Genomic DNA, 19,367 nt, shown 5'->3' with positions numbered 1-19,367 from the left:
GTCCGACCCCGGCCTCGCAGTGAGGACGGGACTTTGAGAGACTGGACCCGAAGATTTCTTGTCAGGCCACCGACAGTGGCCATCGAGCCAGAAAGGGGCATCCATGCCCATCGCAACTCCTGAGGTCTACGCCGAGATGATCGACCGGGCCAAGGCAGGCAAGTTCGCCTACCCGGCCATCAACATCACGTCGTCGCAGACTGTCACCGGTGCCATCCGTGGCTTCGCCGAAGCTGGCTCCGACGGCATCCTGCAGGTCTCGACCGGCGGCGCCGAGTACGCTTCGGGCGCGACCATCAAGAACATGGTCACCGGCGCCACCGCGCTGGCCGCCTACGCCCGTGAGGTCGCCAAGAACTACAACGTCAACATCGCCCTGCACACCGACCACTGCCCCAAGGACAAGCTGGACGGCTACGTGCGTCCGCTGCTTGACCTTTCCGAGCAGCGCGTCAAGAACGGCGAGGCACCCCTGTTCAACTCGCACATGTGGGACGGTTCGGCCGTGCCGGTCGAGGAGAACCTGCAGATTGCCGCCGAACTGCTGGAACGCACCAGCAAGCTCGGCATGATCCTCGAGATCGAGGTCGGCGTCGTCGGTGGCGAGGAGGACGGTGTGTCCAACGAGATCAACGACAAGCTCTACACCACCGTCGAGGACGGCATGCGCACCATCGAGGTGCTCGGCCTGGGCGAGAAGGGCCGCTACATCACCGCCCTGACCTTTGGCAACGTGCACGGCGTCTACAAGCCGGGCGCGGTCAAGCTGCGTCCCGAGGTCCTCAAGGAGATCCAGGAAGCCGTCGGCGCCAAGTACGGCAAGGAGTCGCCGTTCGACCTGGTCTTCCACGGCGGTTCGGGCTCGACTGCCGAAGAGATCGCCGCTGCCGTGGACTACGGCGTCATCAAGATGAACATTGACACCGACACGCAGTACGCCTTCACCCGCCCGGTCGTCGAGCACATGTTCAAGAACTACGACGGCGTGCTCAAGATCGACGGTGAGGTCGGCAACAAGAAGGCCTACGACCCCCGCGCCTGGGGCAAGCTCGCCGAGGGCGGCATGGCCCAGCGCATCGTCGAGGCCTGCCAGAACCTGCGGTCGGCCGGTACCTCGGCCAACGCCAAGGCTGAGTGAGCTCGGTAGTTCTCACCTGAGCCGCACGAACGGGGCGATCCTTCGGGGTCGCCCCGTTCTGCATGCCCGTGAATTCGGTGCCCACAGGCAAGAAGTTCATGCCGGTCGGGTGGGACTGGCATGAACTCCTTGTTCTGTGCGAGAGGTTCAGGTTCTCCCCATCTCGGGCGCTGTCAGCCCAGGGCGGTCCAGGTCTGTGGACCGACCACACCATCGGAGGAGAGCCCTCGGCTGCGCTGGAAGCTGCGCACCATGGACTCGGTGGCCGGCCCGAACTGGCCGTCAGCGTTCAGCGAGTAGCCCCAGTACGACAGGCGTTGCTGCAGGTAGCGGACGTCCTCGCCGGTGGCACCGCGCCGAAGCGTGGGACGCGTCGTGCCACCGCCCGTCGAACCGCCACCGGTGGAGCTTCCGCCAGTGGACCCGCCCGTGGAACCACCCCAGCCGCCTGTCGAGCCGCCGCCGGTGGATCCGCCAGTGGACCCGCCGCCAGTGGAGCCACCACCCGTGGAACCGCCCCAACCACCGGATGAACCGCCAGTGGACCCGCCGCCAGTGGACCCGCCGCCAGTGGACCCGCCGCCAGTGGACCCGCCGCCAGTGGAGCCGCCACCAGTGGAGCCACCCCAACCGCCGGATGAACCACCGGATGAACCGCCGCCGGACGAACCGCCGGATGAACCGCCCCAGCCGCCCGTGGAACCGCCGCCAGTCGACCCACCCGTCGAACCACCCGTCGAACCCCCGCCGGGCGAGCCGCCCTCCAAGGCCGTCCAGGTGGCCGGGCCCACCACGCCATCGGCATCCAACCCCAGGCTGCGCTGGAAGCTGATCACGGCTCCCTCGGTGGCGGCACCGAACTGTCCATCGACCGAGAGCCAGGCTCCGCGGTCGACCAGCTTCTGCTGCAGGTACCGGACGTCCTCACCGGACGACCCCCGACGCAGGGTCGGCCGGGTCGTGCTCGGTTGGGTGGGTGTCGGGGTCGCTCCGCCCCACCCACCACTGGATCCGCCGCCGGATCCGCCGCTGGGGGCGGGAGCGGCCAGGGTGAACGGGGGCTGGGCCTGGAAGCCTTGGGAGATCGGCCCCAGGGTGTAGTAGTTCGGGGTCTGGTCGGGTGGCATCCGCCGGGCAATCGCGCCGTGGAAGGTCTGGTAGTCACCCGTGAACGATCCGTTCTGCCACACGTTCAGCAACTGCTCGGTGAACAGCCCGTTGAAGTCCCCGTCACTGGACAACTGGTTGTCCTGGCAGCCCGAGATCAGGATGAGTTCGGCCGACAGGTTCGCAGCCCTGCTGGCACCAGCCGACAGCGCCTGCACCGAGGCATACAAGTCACGTCGACGTTCGCTGTCGGCCAGGCAGGTGCTCAACGGCATGCTGCGGGGACGAAGCTTCGGCACATTGACCTGTTCGCCCCAGAACTCGCGGCCGAGCGGGTTGCGCACCAGCGCCTCGCGGGTGGCCAGGGCCAGCACCATTCTGGCCACCGTTCCCGAATGGCAGGAATCTGAGACCACCACGATGCGCGACCCGGCCGGGAACTGCGAGTACATCTGGTGCAGTTCGTCGTCCAGCACCTGCCGGTCGTACAGGCACCAGGTCTCGTCGTAGCCGTCCTCCTCGTCGCTGTTGGAGTCCGGAACCTGGCCGCCGTGACCGGCGTAGGTGATCAGGGCGATGTCACCGGCGGCCGACATCGAGGCCATCTGCGACAGGGCCGTCAGCACCGCCCCCGAGGTGGCCTGGTGGTCGAGCATCGTCCGGGTCTGGAAGCCCTGGCTCGCGGCGATGGTCTGCATGGAATTGGCGTCGTGGACGCAGCCGCCGAGCACCTGCGGTGCCGGGATGTAGGAGTTGGGGTCGACCACGTTGACCCCGATGTGGAGCGAGTAACCGGTCATGGGAGTGGTTCCTTTCGTCAGGATGCTTGCGTGGGGGTATCGATGGGAATGAGGACGCCGCGGCTGCGCACCGGCCAGGTGACGGCGGGGGCGCTGGTGCGGGTGCCGTCGGTGCCGACGGCGGTCACGGTGAAGGTGAGCGCCGGGTCGGTGGCGTAGGCGGTCAGGGGAAGCACGAAGTCGCGCTCCCGGCTGCGCTGGGCAGCCGTCAGCGTGAACACCTCGTCGGCATGTCCGAGGAAGACGCAGGCGATCTCGAGCCCGGCGATGCTGGTGAGGTCACCGGTCGCAATGAAGGTGATGCCCAACTGCAGGTCCTCGATGTAGCTGCGGGTCTCGTCCAGGCTCTCGGCACCGGGTTCGACGCTGAAGTCCACCGTGATCGGCTCGGCTGAACCCGCTGGCAGTGCCACCGTCGCGCTGGTGGCGGGCGCCAGCACCACCTCGGGGCTGGCCGCGACGGTTCCTGCGGCGACGATGCGGTGCACCGCCACCCGGCGTCCCAAAGGGTTGGTCACGGTGATCTCGTCGCCGGTGCGGACCACCGCCACCGGCCCCTCGGCCGGCCCCACCACATTGCTGAGGTCGAGCCGCAGGGTGCTGGCGAACTCAATGCCGCCCGGCAACCGGTAGCGGGCTGAGCCCACCACCGAACCGGTTGTCAACAAGGTCTTCAGGGCCAGGAACCCCGGCACCCCGGTGGTGATCACGACGGTGAAACCGGTGTCGACGGGCACGCTGTCGAGGCTGCGGACCCCCGGGATGGCCCAGACCACGTCAGGCACCAGTCCGGCCTGGCCGGGCGACAGCAGGGTCACCTCCCGGCCGGTCCGTTGCTCCAGTTCGGCGGCAACCAGGTCGAACTCGGCCCGGTTGGTCACCGGTTCCAGGGCGGCGGCCAGCACGCACAGGATGTTGGCGGGGTCGTCGACGTCAATGGTCGAGGTGAGCAGCAACGTCGGCCGCAGCGACCGGACGGAATCGCTGGCGGGGTGGCGTCCCACGCCATAACGCTCGGGGACGACCAGGAAGCGGCCCGGCTGGGTCAACGATCGGAACACCCGCAGGCCGGTCACCGAGGTGATGGTCTCGGCCTGCCAGGTGCGGTACTCGGACTGGCCCAGGTTCAGCGCGGGCTGGCAACCGATGGCCACCCAGCCCTGGTCGCCGGCCTGTCGGTAGAGCTGGCCGTGCTCGGCGCAGGGCATCACGACGTCGATCTCGACGGCCGTCGACCTGCTGATCCAGGACCAGGCCAGCACGCCCGGACGGAGCCGTTCGGGCAGGTTCACCTTGGCCAGCGTCGGGTTCAGGTGCACGCCCGCCTTGGCCAGGCTGGCGATCTGCGTCTTGGCCAGCGGACGGGACAGGTCACCGCGTTGTCGCAGCGCGATCAGCTTGTTGGTGGCGACCTGGTCAAAGAACTTGTCGGGAAGGACCGTGCCCTGGGACTGCCACCCGGCGTGGTCGAGGATGACCTGCAGGGTCGGTGGCGTCGTCTGGAAGTTCGGCGTCGACAGGGCGCCGTAGGCCATCCGTGCCCAGTTGTTGGCCAGGCTGAATGACGCCTGCAGGGTGGATCCCCGGTCACCGAATGTCCCCGCCTGAAGCACCGAGGTGGCCATCACCGTCTCGACCTGCGCCCGACCCTGGGCGTCGCGGAACGGGATGCGCAGGCCAACCTGGACACTGCAGGGCAGCGGTGCCATGGCGGGTTTGCCGGCCTGCTCCCATGCCTGGAGGGTGGCTGCTGACGGCCCCGCCGCCAGGGTGACCAGGACGGTGGCCTCCAACCCCGGTGTGCCGTCTGGCTGGTGGCCGGAGGTGGCCAGGTCGAAGCGGAACGGTGAGGTCTCGGCATCCGCACCAGCCGTCGGCCGCAGCAGGGTGACCTCGGGCAGGTACCAGTGGGTGGCGCCGCCTCGGTCGTCGAGCAGGGGCCCCGCCCCGAGGACGGGGCCGACCTCCTGCGGGTCGACGTGGATGCCGAGCAGTTGCTCCTTGAGGCCGATGTGGCCGATCGTGTGCAGTTCCAGTCGGGCCGACAGGTCGGGGCGGACGACCTGGGCGATCGGCATGATCACCTGTTGGCGCAGCACCATCGGGCCGGGGTCACCGGGTCCCCTGGTGCGGGTCGCCGCCCGCGGCCGAAAAACCTCACGCACCGTGCCCCCCTCGACGGTGACCAGGTGCACGAGGGCGGATGGGTCGCCTGCCAGCACTGGTGCCAGTACCTCGGCCAGGTCGAACAGCCAGTAGGCGGTGGTCTGGTCGGAGCGCCGCGCCCGGAACTCCAGGGTGGGCCCGCCGCGTCCCGCCGCCAGCGCGGTGAGGAGGCGTTGGGCCTCCTCACCGGCCAGCGTGGTGGCCAGGGCCGCCGACCCGAACGGGCCGTGGGACTCCGCGCGGACCGGGTCGGCCACCTCCAGGCTGAAGCCCGTCCAGACCAGGTCGTCCAGCCGACTCACCAGGCCTACCGAGATGGTGGCACTCAGGACGAGGGCACCGATCGGTTCATGGGGAGCCGGGGTCCGACCCAGCAGGAAGGTCACCGACAGGCGGGGACGACCCGAGTCGTCGCGTTGTACCTCGAGGATTCCCGGGTCGATCTCGGTGCCCGGGTCGGGGCCGGTCATGGCAGTGCTCCGCTCACAGCTGGTAGGACAGGAAGGTGAGCGGCTGGGTGTCCTCGCCACGCTTGTGGGGCGCCGTCTCCGGTTCAGCGGCGGGCTGTTCGGATGACCCGACCTCTCGGTCGCTCGGCGCTGAGGCAATCTCCCGCAGGCGACGGACGCGGTCCTCGGTCAGCGCACGGGTGGTGACGCCGGCGCCGTCGGGCGGGGGCACGTCGACGATGATCGGACCGTTGCCATTGGCGGACGTCCACGGACCCGTCCAGCTCTGTCCCTTGCGGAACAGGGTGCCCTTCACCGTGGCAGTCACCTGGTAGCGGTAGTAGGGCAGCAGTTCGGGGTCACCACTGAAGACGGTCCAGCTGCGGTCGGTGTCGATGTCGTTGAAGCTCCACCGGAACCGCACCGGAGGCATCCCCAGCGGCTTGTAGTCGCGGTCGGTGGGCTCCATGACCACCTCGACCGTCTGCGAGTTGTCCTCGAGCATGATGCCCAGGCCGATCGGCCCCACGGCAATGCGTCCGGCGGTGTCGGCACGCACCTCCAGGGTGGTGTCGTTCAGCAGGGTGCCGTTGGGTTCGGGGTCGAGGTCGATCACATTGCGCTCGATCTGGACACGGTGGTACGGGTCGAGGGTCTCGCTGGGCGGCTCGGCCAGGTGCACCTTGCGCTTCACGAACGTCTTGTCCGGCGTCCACCCACCGGGGGCGTTGCTGACGTCGGCGGCCTCCTTCTGGGCGGTCTGGAACTTCCAGGTGGGGTCGTTGCCGTCGCTGGAGGAGAAGCTGTGACCCTCCCAGTTGAGGGCTCCGCTGGTGTTCGGGTAACCGACCTGCACCGACATGAACTGGACGGTCTTGTCGGTCCAACTGGCCACCGGACGCACCACCCGGGTGAGCCGACGCGGCCAGTCGTCCAGGTAGACGGTCTGGAAGTACTTGCGCTCGGCATCGGGATCGGCCTTGATGTCGTCCGCCATGCCCGCCAACGAACTCGAGATGGTGTGGTCCTGCAGGTAGGCGAACTGCTTGGTCTCCTCGTAGTGCAGTTCCAGGCTGGTCTCGTCGTGGCGGGCCTTCAGCGAGAGTCCGACGCCCCACGGTGACCAGCTGCCCGAATCAGCCTTGGCGGCCTCCACCTGGGGGGCAGGCTGGTCGAAGATGGTGCGCTGGGCCATCTCCATGAACTTGTTGAAGACCAGGTCGGAGCGTTCCTCCATCCGGCGGGCGATCTCCTCGGCGCCGGGCAGGGTGGTGTCGACCTTGACGTCGACCTTGATGGTGCCGGACTTCTTCATCCTGTTGAACTCTGCGGCCACGTCCACCTTGGCCCACAGGTACCGTCCGGAACCGGCGACCGACAGGTGGTCGAAGACGGCCTTCCAGTTGCCGTCGATCTTGATGGTGCAGACCGGGGACCAGACCTTGAGCTTGTAGTTCTGGATGACGATCATGGGGCTGCCCCCGCCGTGGAAGGATGCCCACGCGATCGAGGTGGGGTACTTGCCGAGCAGCCCCGAGAAGGCGTGGGTGCCGGACGGGTCGATCGAGCCTGAACCCTGTCCCTGCATCACGCAATACCAGGGGTCGAGGTTGCTGTCGACCGGCGTCTGGCCGGTTTCCGCGTCGCGGTTGCGCACCTGGCTGCTGGGGATGCCGATGGTGCGGAACCCGCCCCCGGCGCCGCGATTGCCCGCGGGGTCGACGGTGGGGAACCCGGTGGGGGTGGGGGCCAGGTTCGAGACGCTGGTGGTGCTCGCGGTGATGATCGCCGGACGGAACATCGGTGCCTTGCGGGCGTTCTTCAACCCGAAGAAGACGTCCTCGGAGTTCCCGAACTGTGACGTGATCTGGGCCTCGGCCTGGGTGCGGGTCTTCTCGGGCAGGGCGCCGGTCACCGAGAAGGTGAGCATGCCGCCGGCGACGTCCCCGCCGCCACCAATGACGCCCTCGCCGCCCGTGCCGGCGAAGCGGAGCAGGTTGAACAGGTAGTCGCCCTTGTCAGGGCCCTCCTTGCGGGCCATCCGCACCTGGTTGGGAATGTAGTAGAAGACAGGGGCCTCGCCAGCCTCGATCAACTCGCGATTGTTGACGTCAGGCAGGTACAGCACGTCGTACCCGTCCTTGGTGATGGGTTGAGAACCGCCGGCGTAGGTCGGTCCCATTGCCTGGGCCATGATGGCGCCTCCTGGAATCGTGGGCCGGTGCGGGGATGCACCGTCATTTCCACAGGAGTGATGAGCGCCGCTGGTGATACGTCCTCGGTTCGGGTGCCTCAGCCCTGGCTGCCGAGGCCGACCCGCCAGGGAGCCCCGAAGCAAACGAAGGCGCCGGCCCGCGGATCGTCACCGACGGCGGCGGCCAGGGCGTCGGCGGACGGGACACCCGCGCTGAGGCCCTGGTGGTAGTCGGACATCACCCGGACCGCCAGTTCGTCATTGACGGGGGCGACCGGTGCAATGACGCTGGCCACCCCCGAGGACAACAGCATCGAGGTCAGCCCCAGCGGCTGGTCGCCGGGACGATGAGTGGTGAGCCCCACCTCGCAGGCCGACAACACCACGTGGCTCGCCCGCAGGTCGACCCCCTCGAGTTCATGGGCCACCACCACACCCTCGTCCAGGTGCAGGCTGGAGAACAGCGGGTTGTCGCCGCGATGCTGACCGTGGGCGATGACATGCAGCACGTCATGGTGGCCGAAGGCGTCGACCAGCGAGGCCGGAGCGGCGGTGGACGTCTGGGCCCAGACCCGACGCACAGCCCTGGCCTCCAGGGCGGCGCAGGGCAGTTCGGGGCCGGTGAGGACGGCCACGCGGGGATGGGGCAGTTCGCGCCCGGCGCTTGCCCAGCTCGAGGCGGTGGGCGCGACCGTGACCGGCACCCCGACCAGTCCGGGCAGCGCCGGCCACGGGACGCCGGACAGGGCGCGCGTCGGGACGATGACCAGTCCGCCGGTGAGCTCACCGAGGGGGCTGACCAGCTGCTGCGAGAGGATTTGCAGGCGCAGGGCCAACGAGGCGCGGACCGGCCCGGACAGGGGGTGGGCGGGGCCGAGCCGGGCCGACGCGGTGAGGTCGGCATGGACGTCAGCGACCGCGTCGGTGGCCTTGCGGGCCGACCCGAGGGAGACCAGACGCGCCGGTCGGTCGTCCAGCAGCACCGCCGACAGGTCGTCCCCGCGACGGATCACGACCACCACGCACACGGCTGATTCGGCCGCGGCCCGACGCAGTTGCGGGGCAGACAGGGTGACGGTGGCAGGCGGCAGGGCCGTCGTCGCACCCCAGGTCATGGCCCGCAGGTGGCGTTCGGCGGCGGTAATCTCCCTCCGCTCCGCCGACGACAGGGGCGCCCCCGCCGGGTGGTCGGCCCGCAGCCGCCGCAGCGTGGTGGCCGCGGCAGCCACCCGGGGGTCGGCGGCTGGGCGCAGCTGTGGGATGGGTCGGACGGCGGCCCGCCACCGCTCCATCGCCTCGACCAGGGCGGCGGGACCGCGGGCCGCTGCCAGGTCCTGGTCGAGGGCGGCCGCCGCCTCGGCGTGCAGCGCTGCCGCCGAGCGCAGGTCAAGACTGGCCAGGCCTGTCTGTGCCCGGGTCAGGCTGCTGCTGGCCCGACGCAACAGCCGCCGGGCACGATCAGGGCGGGCCTGCGCGTTCTCGGCGTGGGCGAGTGCGACCAGCCCGGCCAGCCGCAGCGACACCGTGGGGGAGCGGGCCAGCCGGCGCGCGTCCGGCACCAGTTCCACCAGCCCGACGAAGTCACGATCACCGATGACGCTGAACGCGGCCGCTGCGGCCTGGGCCGCCACCGTCCGGTCGTCGGCGTCGGTGGCGCGCCGCCACAGCCGCCGGGCATCGGCCATCGTGGGTCGGGCCAACAGGCCCACCAGGGCCGCGCGACGAGCCCAGGCCGGTTCGTGGCGCCGGGCGAAGACCTTGCCGGCGGCCGCGGCCCGCTGCCGTGCCAACTCGCGGTGGCCCAACAGCAGGGCACACCGGGCCAGGTCCAGGTCGATCTCGGCGGCCTGCTGCGTCGACGGGGTCCCGGCGCGCGCCGCCACCAGCAGGTCCTCGGCCTCGGTGACCAGCCCGGCCTCGAGAAGCACCCGGGCCCGGTCGAGTCGGGCCACCGAGCGGTCAAGCTCGGCGCCCCACCGGTCGGCGTCATGCATCTGACGCAGGGCGGCGGGCAGGTCGCCACGCAGGAACTGGACCCAGCCCAGGTTGTGGCGTGCCATGAACTGCAGGGGTGCCACCCCCACCTGGTCAGCCAGGTCGGCGGCCGTCTGCAGGTCGTCGGCGGCCTCGTCGAGATGGTGCAGTTCGGAGGCGATGGTGCCCCGGTTCATCAGCATCCGCATCCGGTCGGGCAGGGCCAGGGCCGTCGCATCGACCCGCGCCAGGCAACGCCACGCCTGAGCCAGGTCACCCGAGCGGGCATGCAGGATTCCCTGCTGGACCGAGGCGCTGGCGACCACCTCGGTCAGCCCGGCCGCGGCCGCGGCGGATCGGACGGACCTCACCGCGGCCAGGGCAGCGGTCAACCCCTCGCGCTCGAAAACCACCCACGAGGCCGAGATCCTGATCCGCAGGCCCAGCGCGATGTCGCCGGGAGGGCAGGTGGCGGCCGCCCGGCGCAGCAGCGCGTCGGCATCCTCGGTCCGCTGCTCCGCGAGGGCCGACCGGGCCTGCTCGTACAACGACTGGGCGGCCTGGTGCACTACACCTCGATCATCGGGGTGACCACGGGCCGCCCGCCGGGACGGGCGGGCGCGACCAGGAAGCGAACCGGCCCGTGCGGCACCCCCGACCAGACCAGGCGGCCGGTCGCGTCCGAGACGGCCGGATGGCTGTCGGCGCCGGCATGCAGGGTGACCGTGATGCCGCCACCGGTGACCCACCCGTCGATGCGCACCGCATCCTGGTCGGGACTGAGCACGATCATCAGGCTGGTGCTGGAGGCTGTGAAGGTGACGGTGTCGGTAACGACTGCCTCCTCGCTGCGGACGGTGAGCAGTTCGGCGTCGGTCAGCGTCGCCAGTTCGGCGTTCAGCAGTTCCAGTGAGATCGCGAACTCGATCCGCTCGAGGAGGCCCGGCGGCAGCGGGTCCAGCTCGTCCTGGGCGCGGCCGATGTCGGCGAGCAGTGCGAGGTCATCGTCGGTCAGGGGTGCGCGTGCGTCGTCGTTCATGCCGGGCGTCCGTTCTCGAGGTGGGTCCAGGAGGGGTCGGCGGTCAATGAGGTGCGCAGGGCGGCCAGGCAGCGGCCGCGGGTGGGTCCGATCGACCCGACGGGCATGCCGAGCGCTTGCGAGATGGCGGCGTAGTCGGGTGGGGTGACGTAGGCGATCACCCGCAGCAGGGCCTGGCAGCGGGGGCTCAGCAGACCCACGTGGCGCCACAACCTGCTGTTCTGGTCGTCGGTGGTGACCACCGACTCCGGGCCGGGGTCGGGGGAGACGAGTCGATCCAGGTCCTGGTCAGGGTTGGCCTCCCGGACGCTGGTCCCACTCACCCGCCACGCCTCGCGTCGGGTGGTGGTCAACAGCCAGGCGAACACGCCCTGGGGGTCGGTGATGCTGTCGGCCCTGGCCACCAGCCGCACCCACACCGTCTGGACGACGTCCTCGGCCTGGGCCGGGTCGAGGTGACAGGAGCGGGCGATGGCCCACAGGGCCGGGGTGACCAGTCGGACCAGGTCGTACATGCGCCCGGTCTGCCCCTCGCGGTAGTCGCTGAAGGCGGAGGCGGCCTGGTCGAAGACGGTGGTCGTGGTCACGGTGTCCACCCCAGTTCGGCGGTGAGCGCGGACCAGCCGCGACCGACGCCGGTGGAGGCATCCGTGTCGTCCAGGCGTGGGTCGTCGACGAGTCGGGCCGCCACCTGGGCGGCCAGCACCGGGCCGGCGAACGAGGTTCCCGACCAGGTGGCGAAACCTCCGCGGAAGTTCTCGGGGTCGATGGTGGCTCGCTGCTGGCCGACGGCGACCCGTGCGGCGGCGGACTGGAGTTCACCGTCCAGGTCGCAGGGCAGGGTGCTGACCAGCGCCGCCCCGGCGCGCTGGCAGGACACCCAGTCGCCGGCATTGGAGAAATAGGCGACGGTCGTCAGGTCGGGGTTCAGGGCTCCGACGCTGACCAGTGGTACCCGGGAGGCGTCGAAGGGGGCGGTGTGGCCGGCGAAGGCTGCCGGGTAGAGCTTGTCGGTGGTGGCCTGGTTGCCGGCCGAGGCGACCACCGCCGTCCCGCTGCGTCCGAACTCGTCGAGCACCAGTCGCAGCGGGACATCCTCCAGGGCGTCGTCGGGGTCCTCGTGGTAGTAGCCCAACGACAACGACAGGACGTCGATCAGGTCCTCGACGGCGCCCCGGCCATCCAGCACGTCCCACTGTCGCACCAACAGCAGGACCAGCACCTCGAGCAGGGCACCCTCGGGCATGGTGCCGGCGTCGTCGAAGAGGCTGATCACCTGCAGCCGGGCCTCGGGGCAGACCTGCCGGACCAGTCCCGCGATGAAGGTGGCGTGACCGGCGTAGGGCGCGACCCGTCCCTGCAACGGGTCCGGCGCCGACGGCGGCCCGCTGATGGCGGGTACGTCACCGCCCAGGCCCAGCCGGAAGCCGCGGGCATGGACCACGTCGGTGGCCCGCGCCGGGTCGGTGAACCAGGGATGGCTGCCCAGACCCGTGTCCGGCACCACCACCAGCGGCGGACGCCGCAACTGGCGCGCGCGCAGGGCAGGGTCGGGCAGCACCACCGCGACCGGTGCTCGTCCGCCGCTGCCGGCACGGGTGTACTCGGCCGCCGGGGGACCACCGGTCGGCATCGACACGTAGTAGGGCATCGAGACGTAGTACGGCATCGAGACGTAGTAGGGCATGCCCTGGTAGTCGGGGGCCAACTGGACCAGGTGGTCCAGTTGCAGGTGGCGGGCCAGGGCGGGGTCCAGGCGTCGGGCCCGCTGCAGCACGGGCCAGGCGTCGGCCGGTGGCCCGTCGGCGCGGACCACGGTGACGGTGGTGGTCCAGATCAGGTCCAGGCGCCGGGCCAGTTCGGGGTCCTCGCGCAGCATCGACTCGACCTTGGACGCCCGGGGCTCGACGATGTCCAGCCCCAGGGACTGGGCCGCCTTGCGGAGCAGGTCGAGGGCGCCGGCCCGGGTGGCCTCGGTGAGGCCGCGCACCAGCACGTGGTCACCGAGGTAGGCCACCGGGCGGGGCATGGTGCCGTGCGGGAGCGGCTCGGCAGTGAGCGGATCGAGGATGCGGAGCTGGGACGCTGGCACGGTGGAACCTCCAGGGGTACAGGAACGACGTCACCTGACAGGAACTCCGGTGGCCTGTCCCTGATACACATTGCACACCCGCGGGCGGGTGTTGTGAAGTGGCCGTTGGTCGGCGTTCAGCCCGGTTGGCCGGTCCTCATCCGGGCGGCGATCCGGGCCGCCATCACGTCCAGGGGCTGGGTGCCATCAACGTTGGCCGGCGCCCAGGGTTCGGCAGCAGTCCACTCCGAGCCGCAGCCCGCGCAGGCGAAGACGCGCAGGCCGTCGATGAAGTCCTCCTGTCCCGACCACGAGCATTCGGTGCGGCAGGGGTGCTGTGCCAGTTCGCGTGCCATGGGGCGAGTGTGGCACGGACTCGGCCGAAGAGTCGCTGGGACCAGAATTTGTCGGCGGCCAGTGGCACAGTCATCTCATCGGCACAGCGTCGATCCACACCCCAAGGAGCCACCATGTCCGGTCCTGTTCACTTCGAGATCCAGGCCGACGACCTGGACCGTGCCCAGGCGTTCTACGGCGCCGTCTTCGGCTGGACGTTCGAGGACTACAGCCAGATCACCGGCGCCCCCTACTTCGGCATCGTCGCCGGCACCGAGGGGGAGCCGGGAATCAATGGCGGGTTGCTGCAGCGGCCCGTCCCGGCACCTGCCCCCGAGCAGGGCACCAACGCCTTCGTCTGCACGATGGGCACCGCCGACTACGACGAGACCGAGGCCAAGATCCTGCAGGCCGGCGGGCAGGTGGCGCTGCCCAAGTACGCCCTGCCGGGGATGGCCTGGCAGGGCTACTACCTCGACACCGAGGGCAACACCTTTGGCATCCACCAGCCCGACGAGAACGCCGCCTGAGCACCCCGTTGGTGGTCCATGACCCTGTTGCCATCCGTTGCACGAGATGTGCATCGCTGCGCGAGCTGCTGTACTGGGCGGCACTAGCCCCCGTGGATTCCGACATTTGACGCGCCCCCCTCAAATGGGAGCCCGGTTGCTGGGTAGGTTTGCCTCATGAGTCAGCGACAGATTGGTGTGACCGAACTAGCGTTGCGGGACGCCCACCAGAGCCTGATGGCCACCCGCATGGCCATGGAGGACATGGTGGCGGCCTGTGCCGACATTGATGCGGCCGGCTACTGGTCGGTGGAGTGCTGGGGCGGGGCGACGTTCGACTCCGCGATCCGATTCCTCAACGAGGACCCCTGGCAGCGGCTGCGGACGTTCCGCGAGTTGATGCCGAACTCGCGCCTGCAGATGCTGCTGCGCGGTCAGAACCTGTTGGGCTACCGCCACTACGAGGACATGGTCGTCGACAAGTTCGTGGAGAAGTCGGCCGAGAACGGCATGGACGTCTTCCGGGTCTTCGACGCCCTCAACGACCCGCGCAACCTGGAGCACGCCATGGCGGCGGTCGCCAAGACGGGCAAGCACGCCCAGGGCACGATCTGCTACACCGTGAGCCCGCTGCACAACACCGAGGGCTACGTGAAGCTCGCCGGGCGCCTGATCGACATGGGTGCCCAGTCGCTGGCACTGAAGGACATGGCCGCACTGCTGAAGCCGCAGGCCGCCTTCGACGTCGTCAGCGCCATCAAGGCTGCCTACCCCGAGGTCCAGATCAACGTCCACTGCCACGCGACCACCGGTGTCACCCTGGTCAGCCTGATGAAGGCCATTGAGGCCGGGGCCGACGTGGTCGACACCGCCATCTCCTCAATGTCACTCGGCCCGGGACACAACCCCACCGAGGCGTTGGTCGAGATGCTGGAGGGCACCGAGTACACCACCGGACTCGACAAGACCCGGTTGGGCGCCATCCGTGACCACTTCGCGCGGGTGCGTCCCAAGTACAAGGAGTTCGAGTCGGCCACCCTGGTCGACACCCGCATCTTCGACTCCCAGATTCCCGGCGGCATGCTGTCCAACATGGAGTCCCAGCTGCGCAACCAGGGTGCGGCCGACCGGATGCAGGACGTGATGGAGGAGGTGCCCCGGGTGCGCAAGGACGCCGGCTACCCGCCGCTGGTCACCCCCAGCTCGCAGATCGTCGGCACCCAGGCCGTGTTCAACGTGCTGATGGGCCGCTACCAGGTGATGACCGGCGAGTTCGCCGACCTGATGCTCGGCTACTACGGCGAATGCCCCGGCGAGCGCAATGCCGAGGTCGTCGAGATTGCCCGGGCACAGGCCAAGAAGGAGGCGATCACCGTCCGCCCCGCCGACCTGCTGGAACCCGAATGGGAGAAGCTGGTCAGCGACGCCGAGAAGCTGGAGGGCTTCGACGGCACCGACGAGGACGTGCTGACCAACGCGATGTTCCCCGGCGTCGCCCCCGGTTTCCTGGCCACCCGCGCGGAGGGCCCCAAGAATGTCGGCAAGACCGAAGCCCAGCTGAAGGCTGACGCCGAGGCCGCCAAGGGCAATGCGCACGCCGTCCGCGGACCCATCGCCTACGACATCACCCTCGGCGGGCGAACCCACCACGTCAAGGTCGAGCCGGCCTGAGCGCCGCTGACGGATCGAGAGGACCACAATGGCTGAACAACACACCATGGCCACGCGACTGGAGCACCTGCGCGAGGCGCGGGCGAAGGTGCATGCCGGCGGCGGCGAGAAGCGACTCGACAAGCAACGCGCCCAGGGCAAGCTGACCGCCCGTGAACGCGTCGACGCGCTGGTCGACGAGGGCACCTTCCAGGAGACGGGTGCCTTCCGCCGGAATCGCACCACCACCTTCGGCATGGACACCGCCGACATGCCCGCCGACGGCGTCGTCACCGGCACCGGAGCCGTCTTCGGGCGCCCGGTGCACCTGGCCAGCCAGGACTTCAGCGTGGTCGGTGGCTCGGCGGGCGAGGCGCACTCCATCAAGGTTGCCGAAACCATGGCCTCGGCCCTGAAGACCGGTACCCCCTTCGTGTTCATCAACGACTCCGGTGGCGCCCGCGTCCAGGAGGGCATAGACTCGCTGTCCGGCTATGGCCAGGTGTTCTACCAGAACGTGGCACTGTCGGGCGCGGTGCCGCAGATCTCCATCATCGCCGGCCCCTGCGCCGGTGGCGCGGCCTACTCCCCGGCGCTGACCGACTTCATCATCCAGACCCGCAAGGCCCACATGTTCATCACCGGTCCCGGTGTGATCAAGCAGGTCACCGGTGAGGACGTCAGCCAGGACGAGCTCGGCGGCGCTGATGCCCACATGTCCCGCTCGGGTGTCAACCACTTCGTGGTCGATGACGATGCCCAGGCCATCCTGATCGCGCAGAAGCTGCTCAGCTTCCTGCCCCAGAACAACACCGAGGACGCCCCGATCGTCGACGCCGACCTCGACGTCACCCCCAACCCGAAGATGCGCGACATCCTGCCCGCCGATGGACGCAAGGGTTACGACGTGCGCGACGTGATCACCGAGCTCGTCGACCACGGCGACTTCCTGGAGGTCCAGGCCGGCTGGGCGATGAACATCGTGGTCGGTTTCGCACGGGTGGTGGGCCGCACCGTGGGCATCATCGCGAATCAGCCCTCGGTGATGTCGGGGGTGCTCGACATCGACAGCTCGGACAAGTCCAGCAAGTTCGTCCGTTTCTGCAATGCCTTCAACATCCCGGTGGTGAACCTGGTCGACGTGCCCGGATTCCTGCCCGGCGTGGCCCAGGAGCACAACGGCATCATCCGCCACGGCGCCAAGATGCTCTACGCCTACTCGGCCGCAACGGTCCCGAAGATCACCGTGGTCATGCGCAAGGCCTACGGCGGTGCCTACCTGGCCATGTGCTCCAAGGACCTCGGCGCCGACAAGGTGTTTGCCTGGCCGACCGCCGAGATCGCCGTGATGGGCGCCGAGGGCGCCGCCGGCGTGGTCTTCAAGCGAGAGATCGCCGAGGCCGAGGACCCCGCCAAGCGCCGTGCCGAACTGGTCGAGGAGTACCGCGAAACCTTCTCCACGCCCTACGTGGCTGCCTCCCGTGGCCTGGTCGATGACATCATCGACCCGGCCGACACCCGCCGCGAGATCGCGACTGCCCTGGAGCTGCTGGCCAGCAAGCGTGAACTCCGCCCCGCCAAGAAGCATGGCCTCGGCCCTGCCTGACAGGAGGCTGACATGAGTGACAGCGAACTGCTCGCCGCCGTCGAGGCGTTGACCGCCAAGGTTGAGGCCCTCGAGGCGCAGGTGCAGCGGCTGGCCAGGAGCCAGCGCATTCCCGAAGAGGACCTGATCGCCATCTCGGCCGCCGTCGCGGCCTACCTCGGCCACTCGGCCACGGTGAAGGCCGTCCGGTTCCGGCAGTCCAGCGCCTGGACCACCGAGGCGCGTGGACGCATCCACAACCGCCAGGTCCTGCACGTCCGGTGATCGAGAAGAGGAAGTCATGCAACTGAAGTTGACAGTCAACGGCACCGAGTACGAGGTCGAGGTCGAGGTCGCCGAGGAGGAACGGCAGCGTCCCGCGGCCATCATCATCGGCGGCGGCGCCACCTCCCACGTGGCCGCCCCGACCACGGCATCCATGCCGGCGGCCAGCTCCAATGCGGTGGTCGCACCGCTGGCAGGGTCGGTGGCCCGGGTGCTGGTGCAGGAGGGTGACGCCTTCGAGGCCGGTGCAGTGCTGCTGGTGCTGGAGGCCATGAAGATGGAGACCGAGATCACCGCACCCCACGCCGGCACCGTCGGCGCCATCCTGGTCAAGCCCGGCCAGGCCGTCCAGGGTGGTCAGGCACTGATCGAACTGCACTGAGCCAGCCCCCGCCGAGCTGGGTCAGTACCAGAAGATGGGCAGCCGGTCGGGGTAGCGGGCATGCACGATGGACAGGAAGACCACCACGTCGAACAGCAGGTGCACGCACAGCACGTAGAGCAGCGATCGGGTCTTCATGAACAGGTAGGCCTGCAGCAGCGCGAACGGAATCGTCAGCGCCGGTCCCCAGGACTGGTAGCCGAGTTCCCACAGGAAGCTGACGAAGACGATCGCCTGCAGCAGGTTCGCCCACAGGAACGAGAAGTGGCGCGCCAGCAACGCGAAGATGGTGCAGATGAAGAAGAACTCGTCCCATGAGCCCATGTAGTTGACCCCCACGAAGAAGCGGACCACCTCGGTCCAGTCCGCCAGCGGGGGCCAGTTCAGGTAGGTGCCGCTGCGCACGAAGTAGGCCGGCAGCACCAGCCAACCGATGGCGGGCACCGCGAACAGGTAGATGATCATCGGACGCGTCCAGCGCTCACCCGAGAGCCACTGGAACCGGACGGCGTGGTCGCCGTAGCCGAACCGGGACATCAGGTAGGGGACCGCCACGGCCATCGTCAGCACGGTGCCCAGCAGCAGCACGTTCGCCCAGCTGACGTTGGCGCGCACCGAGACCGTCGAGACGATCACCATGCCCGTCGCGATCAGCAGCAGGTCGCGCAGCAGCACCCGGTCGAGCCAGGTGCACAGCGCGATCCCGGCCGCCATACACAGGTAGCCGACCGGCCGCCACTCCAGGGCGAACAGGAACAACCCCGACACACACACCAGGAAGGCGGGCAGCAGCGAGATGTTCCACCCCGGACGACGCGGCTTCAGGCCGTGGGCGTCGGTGATGCTCGCGTGCCGGTCGGCCTCGTCGGTGCCGGTCGCCGAGGCGCTCATGTGGTCCGCCGATGCACCTTGTGGTTGGCCGCCTGCGCCCGGGGACGCACCACCATCCGGTCAATGTTGACATGCGCCGGGCGGGTGGCGATCCAACCGATGCACTCGGCGATGTCGTCGGCCAGCAGCGGCTCGTCCACGCCCTGGTAGACCGACGCGGCGCGGTCCCGGTCACCCCCGAAACGGGTCAGCGAGAACTCCTCGGTGGCCACCATGCCGGGGGAGATCTCGCAGACCCTGATCGGCCGCTCGACGATCTCCAGACGCAGCGCCCCCACCATGGCCCGCTCGCCGGTCTTGGCGGCGTTGTAGCCACCGCCGCCCTCGTAGGGGGCGTCGGCTGCGGTCGAGGTGACGAACACGATGCACCCGCGGGCCGCCTCCAGGGCGGGCAGCAGGGCCTGGGTGACCCGCGCGGTGCCCAGCACATTGGTCCGGTACATCTGCTCCCACTGGTCCAGGTCGGCGCTGCTCAGCGGGTCCTGGCCCAACGCCATCCCGGCGTTGTTGACCAGCAGGTCGAGCGAATCGCCGACGGCCTGGGCCAGTGCGGCGACCTCGGCCGGGTCGGTGATGTCGCAGCGGACCACCTGTCCGCCGGTCTCGGCAGCGACCTCGGCGAGCCGGTCAACGCGACGGGCCGCCAACAGCACCTGGTAGCCGTTGTCGGCAAGCCAGCGTGCGGTGGCGGCGCCGATGCCGGACGAGGCGCCGGTGACCAGCGCCGTGCGGGTCGGTGGGGTGGTGGGGGGCGGGGTGTGGCTCATGGTTCGAGTCTGGCATGCGAGCCT

The 19,367-nt window shown here is 69.4% G+C and carries 16 protein-coding genes; 6 read left to right on the top strand and 10 right to left on the bottom strand.

The window, feature by feature from the left end; all coding sequences use genetic code 11:
* Window positions 1-103 precede the first annotated feature (103 nt).
* Complete coding sequence (fbaA, locus tag IPV09_RS05135; RefSeq protein ID WP_207474141.1) at window positions 104-1,138, top strand: class II fructose-bisphosphate aldolase; 1,035 nt, start codon at window positions 104-106, stop codon at window positions 1,136-1,138.
* Between the two features lie 173 nt (window positions 1,139-1,311).
* Here fbaA and IPV09_RS05130 read toward each other — a convergent pair whose 3' ends face one another.
* The 8 genes from IPV09_RS05130 to IPV09_RS05095 all read right to left on the bottom strand — a co-directional run bounded on the left by IPV09_RS05130 (window position 1,312) and on the right by IPV09_RS05095 (window position 13,294).
* Window positions 1,312-3,045 (bottom strand): peptidoglycan-binding protein, encoded by a 1,734-nt coding sequence (locus IPV09_RS05130; protein WP_207474140.1) that lies wholly within the window; start codon window positions 3,043-3,045, stop codon window positions 1,312-1,314.
* Between the two features lie 17 nt (window positions 3,046-3,062).
* Window positions 3,063-5,681 (bottom strand): hypothetical protein, encoded by a 2,619-nt coding sequence (locus IPV09_RS05125; RefSeq protein ID WP_207474135.1) that lies wholly within the window; start codon window positions 5,679-5,681, stop codon window positions 3,063-3,065.
* 13 nt (window positions 5,682-5,694) lie between these two features.
* A complete protein-coding gene (locus IPV09_RS05120) occupies window positions 5,695-7,854 on the bottom strand; it encodes a hypothetical protein (RefSeq protein WP_207474134.1) in 2,160 nt (719 codons plus the stop codon).
* Between the two features lie 98 nt (window positions 7,855-7,952).
* Window positions 7,953-10,397, bottom strand: a complete 2,445-nt coding sequence (locus tag IPV09_RS14595; protein ID WP_207474133.1) for a CHAT domain-containing protein — start codon at window positions 10,395-10,397, stop codon at window positions 7,953-7,955.
* Window positions 10,397-10,867 (bottom strand): hypothetical protein, encoded by a 471-nt coding sequence (locus IPV09_RS05110; RefSeq protein WP_207474132.1) that lies wholly within the window; start codon window positions 10,865-10,867, stop codon window positions 10,397-10,399. Before IPV09_RS05110 ends, IPV09_RS14595 begins: the two co-directional genes overlap by 1 nt.
* On the bottom strand, window positions 10,864-11,454 hold the full coding sequence (locus tag IPV09_RS05105) for an RNA polymerase sigma factor (protein WP_370590226.1): 591 nt from the start codon (window positions 11,452-11,454) through the stop codon (window positions 10,864-10,866). Before IPV09_RS05105 ends, IPV09_RS05110 begins: the two co-directional genes overlap by 4 nt.
* Complete coding sequence (locus IPV09_RS05100; RefSeq protein WP_207474130.1) at window positions 11,451-12,959, bottom strand: S8/S53 family peptidase; 1,509 nt, start codon at window positions 12,957-12,959, stop codon at window positions 11,451-11,453. Before IPV09_RS05100 ends, IPV09_RS05105 begins: the two co-directional genes overlap by 4 nt.
* Before the next feature lie 116 nt (window positions 12,960-13,075).
* Entirely contained in the window at window positions 13,076-13,294 is a 219-nt protein-coding gene (locus IPV09_RS05095) for a hypothetical protein (RefSeq protein ID WP_207474128.1), read from the bottom strand.
* Window positions 13,295-13,408: 114 nt separating this feature from the next.
* On the opposite strand from IPV09_RS05095, the gene IPV09_RS05090 reads away from it, so the two are divergent.
* From IPV09_RS05090 to IPV09_RS05070, 5 genes are all read left to right on the top strand, one after another.
* A complete protein-coding gene (locus tag IPV09_RS05090; protein WP_207474126.1) occupies window positions 13,409-13,804 on the top strand; it encodes a VOC family protein in 396 nt (131 codons plus the stop codon).
* A 156-nt stretch (window positions 13,805-13,960) separates the two neighbouring features.
* A complete protein-coding gene (locus IPV09_RS05085; protein WP_207474124.1) occupies window positions 13,961-15,454 on the top strand; it encodes a methylmalonyl-CoA carboxytransferase subunit 5S in 1,494 nt (497 codons plus the stop codon).
* A gap of 28 nt (window positions 15,455-15,482) precedes the next feature.
* Entirely contained in the window at window positions 15,483-17,039 is a 1,557-nt protein-coding gene (locus tag IPV09_RS05080) for an acyl-CoA carboxylase subunit beta (RefSeq protein ID WP_207474122.1), read from the top strand.
* A 12-nt stretch (window positions 17,040-17,051) separates the two neighbouring features.
* Window positions 17,052-17,303 (top strand): hypothetical protein, encoded by a 252-nt coding sequence (locus tag IPV09_RS05075; protein WP_207474121.1) that lies wholly within the window; start codon window positions 17,052-17,054, stop codon window positions 17,301-17,303.
* 16 nt (window positions 17,304-17,319) lie between these two features.
* A complete protein-coding gene (locus IPV09_RS05070; RefSeq protein ID WP_207474120.1) occupies window positions 17,320-17,685 on the top strand; it encodes a biotin/lipoyl-containing protein in 366 nt (121 codons plus the stop codon).
* A 21-nt stretch (window positions 17,686-17,706) separates the two neighbouring features.
* Here IPV09_RS05070 and IPV09_RS05065 read toward each other — a convergent pair whose 3' ends face one another.
* Together IPV09_RS05065 and IPV09_RS05060 are read right to left on the bottom strand one after the other, a co-directional pair.
* Complete coding sequence (locus IPV09_RS05065) at window positions 17,707-18,576, bottom strand: CPBP family intramembrane glutamic endopeptidase (protein ID WP_207474119.1); 870 nt, start codon at window positions 18,574-18,576, stop codon at window positions 17,707-17,709.
* Window positions 18,573-19,343 carry an SDR family NAD(P)-dependent oxidoreductase gene (locus IPV09_RS05060; RefSeq protein WP_207474118.1) on the bottom strand — a complete coding sequence of 257 codons (771 nt, stop codon included), beginning with the start codon at window positions 19,341-19,343 and terminating at the stop codon, window positions 18,573-18,575. The genes IPV09_RS05065 and IPV09_RS05060 overlap by 4 nt, the downstream gene beginning before the upstream one ends.
* Window positions 19,344-19,367 lie beyond the last annotated feature (24 nt).

This window comes from Tessaracoccus sp. SD287 (assembly GCF_017355265.1).
GTDB lineage: Bacteria > Actinomycetota > Actinomycetes > Propionibacteriales > Propionibacteriaceae > Aestuariimicrobium.
This window is presented reverse-complemented; position numbering and strand designations above follow the sequence as displayed.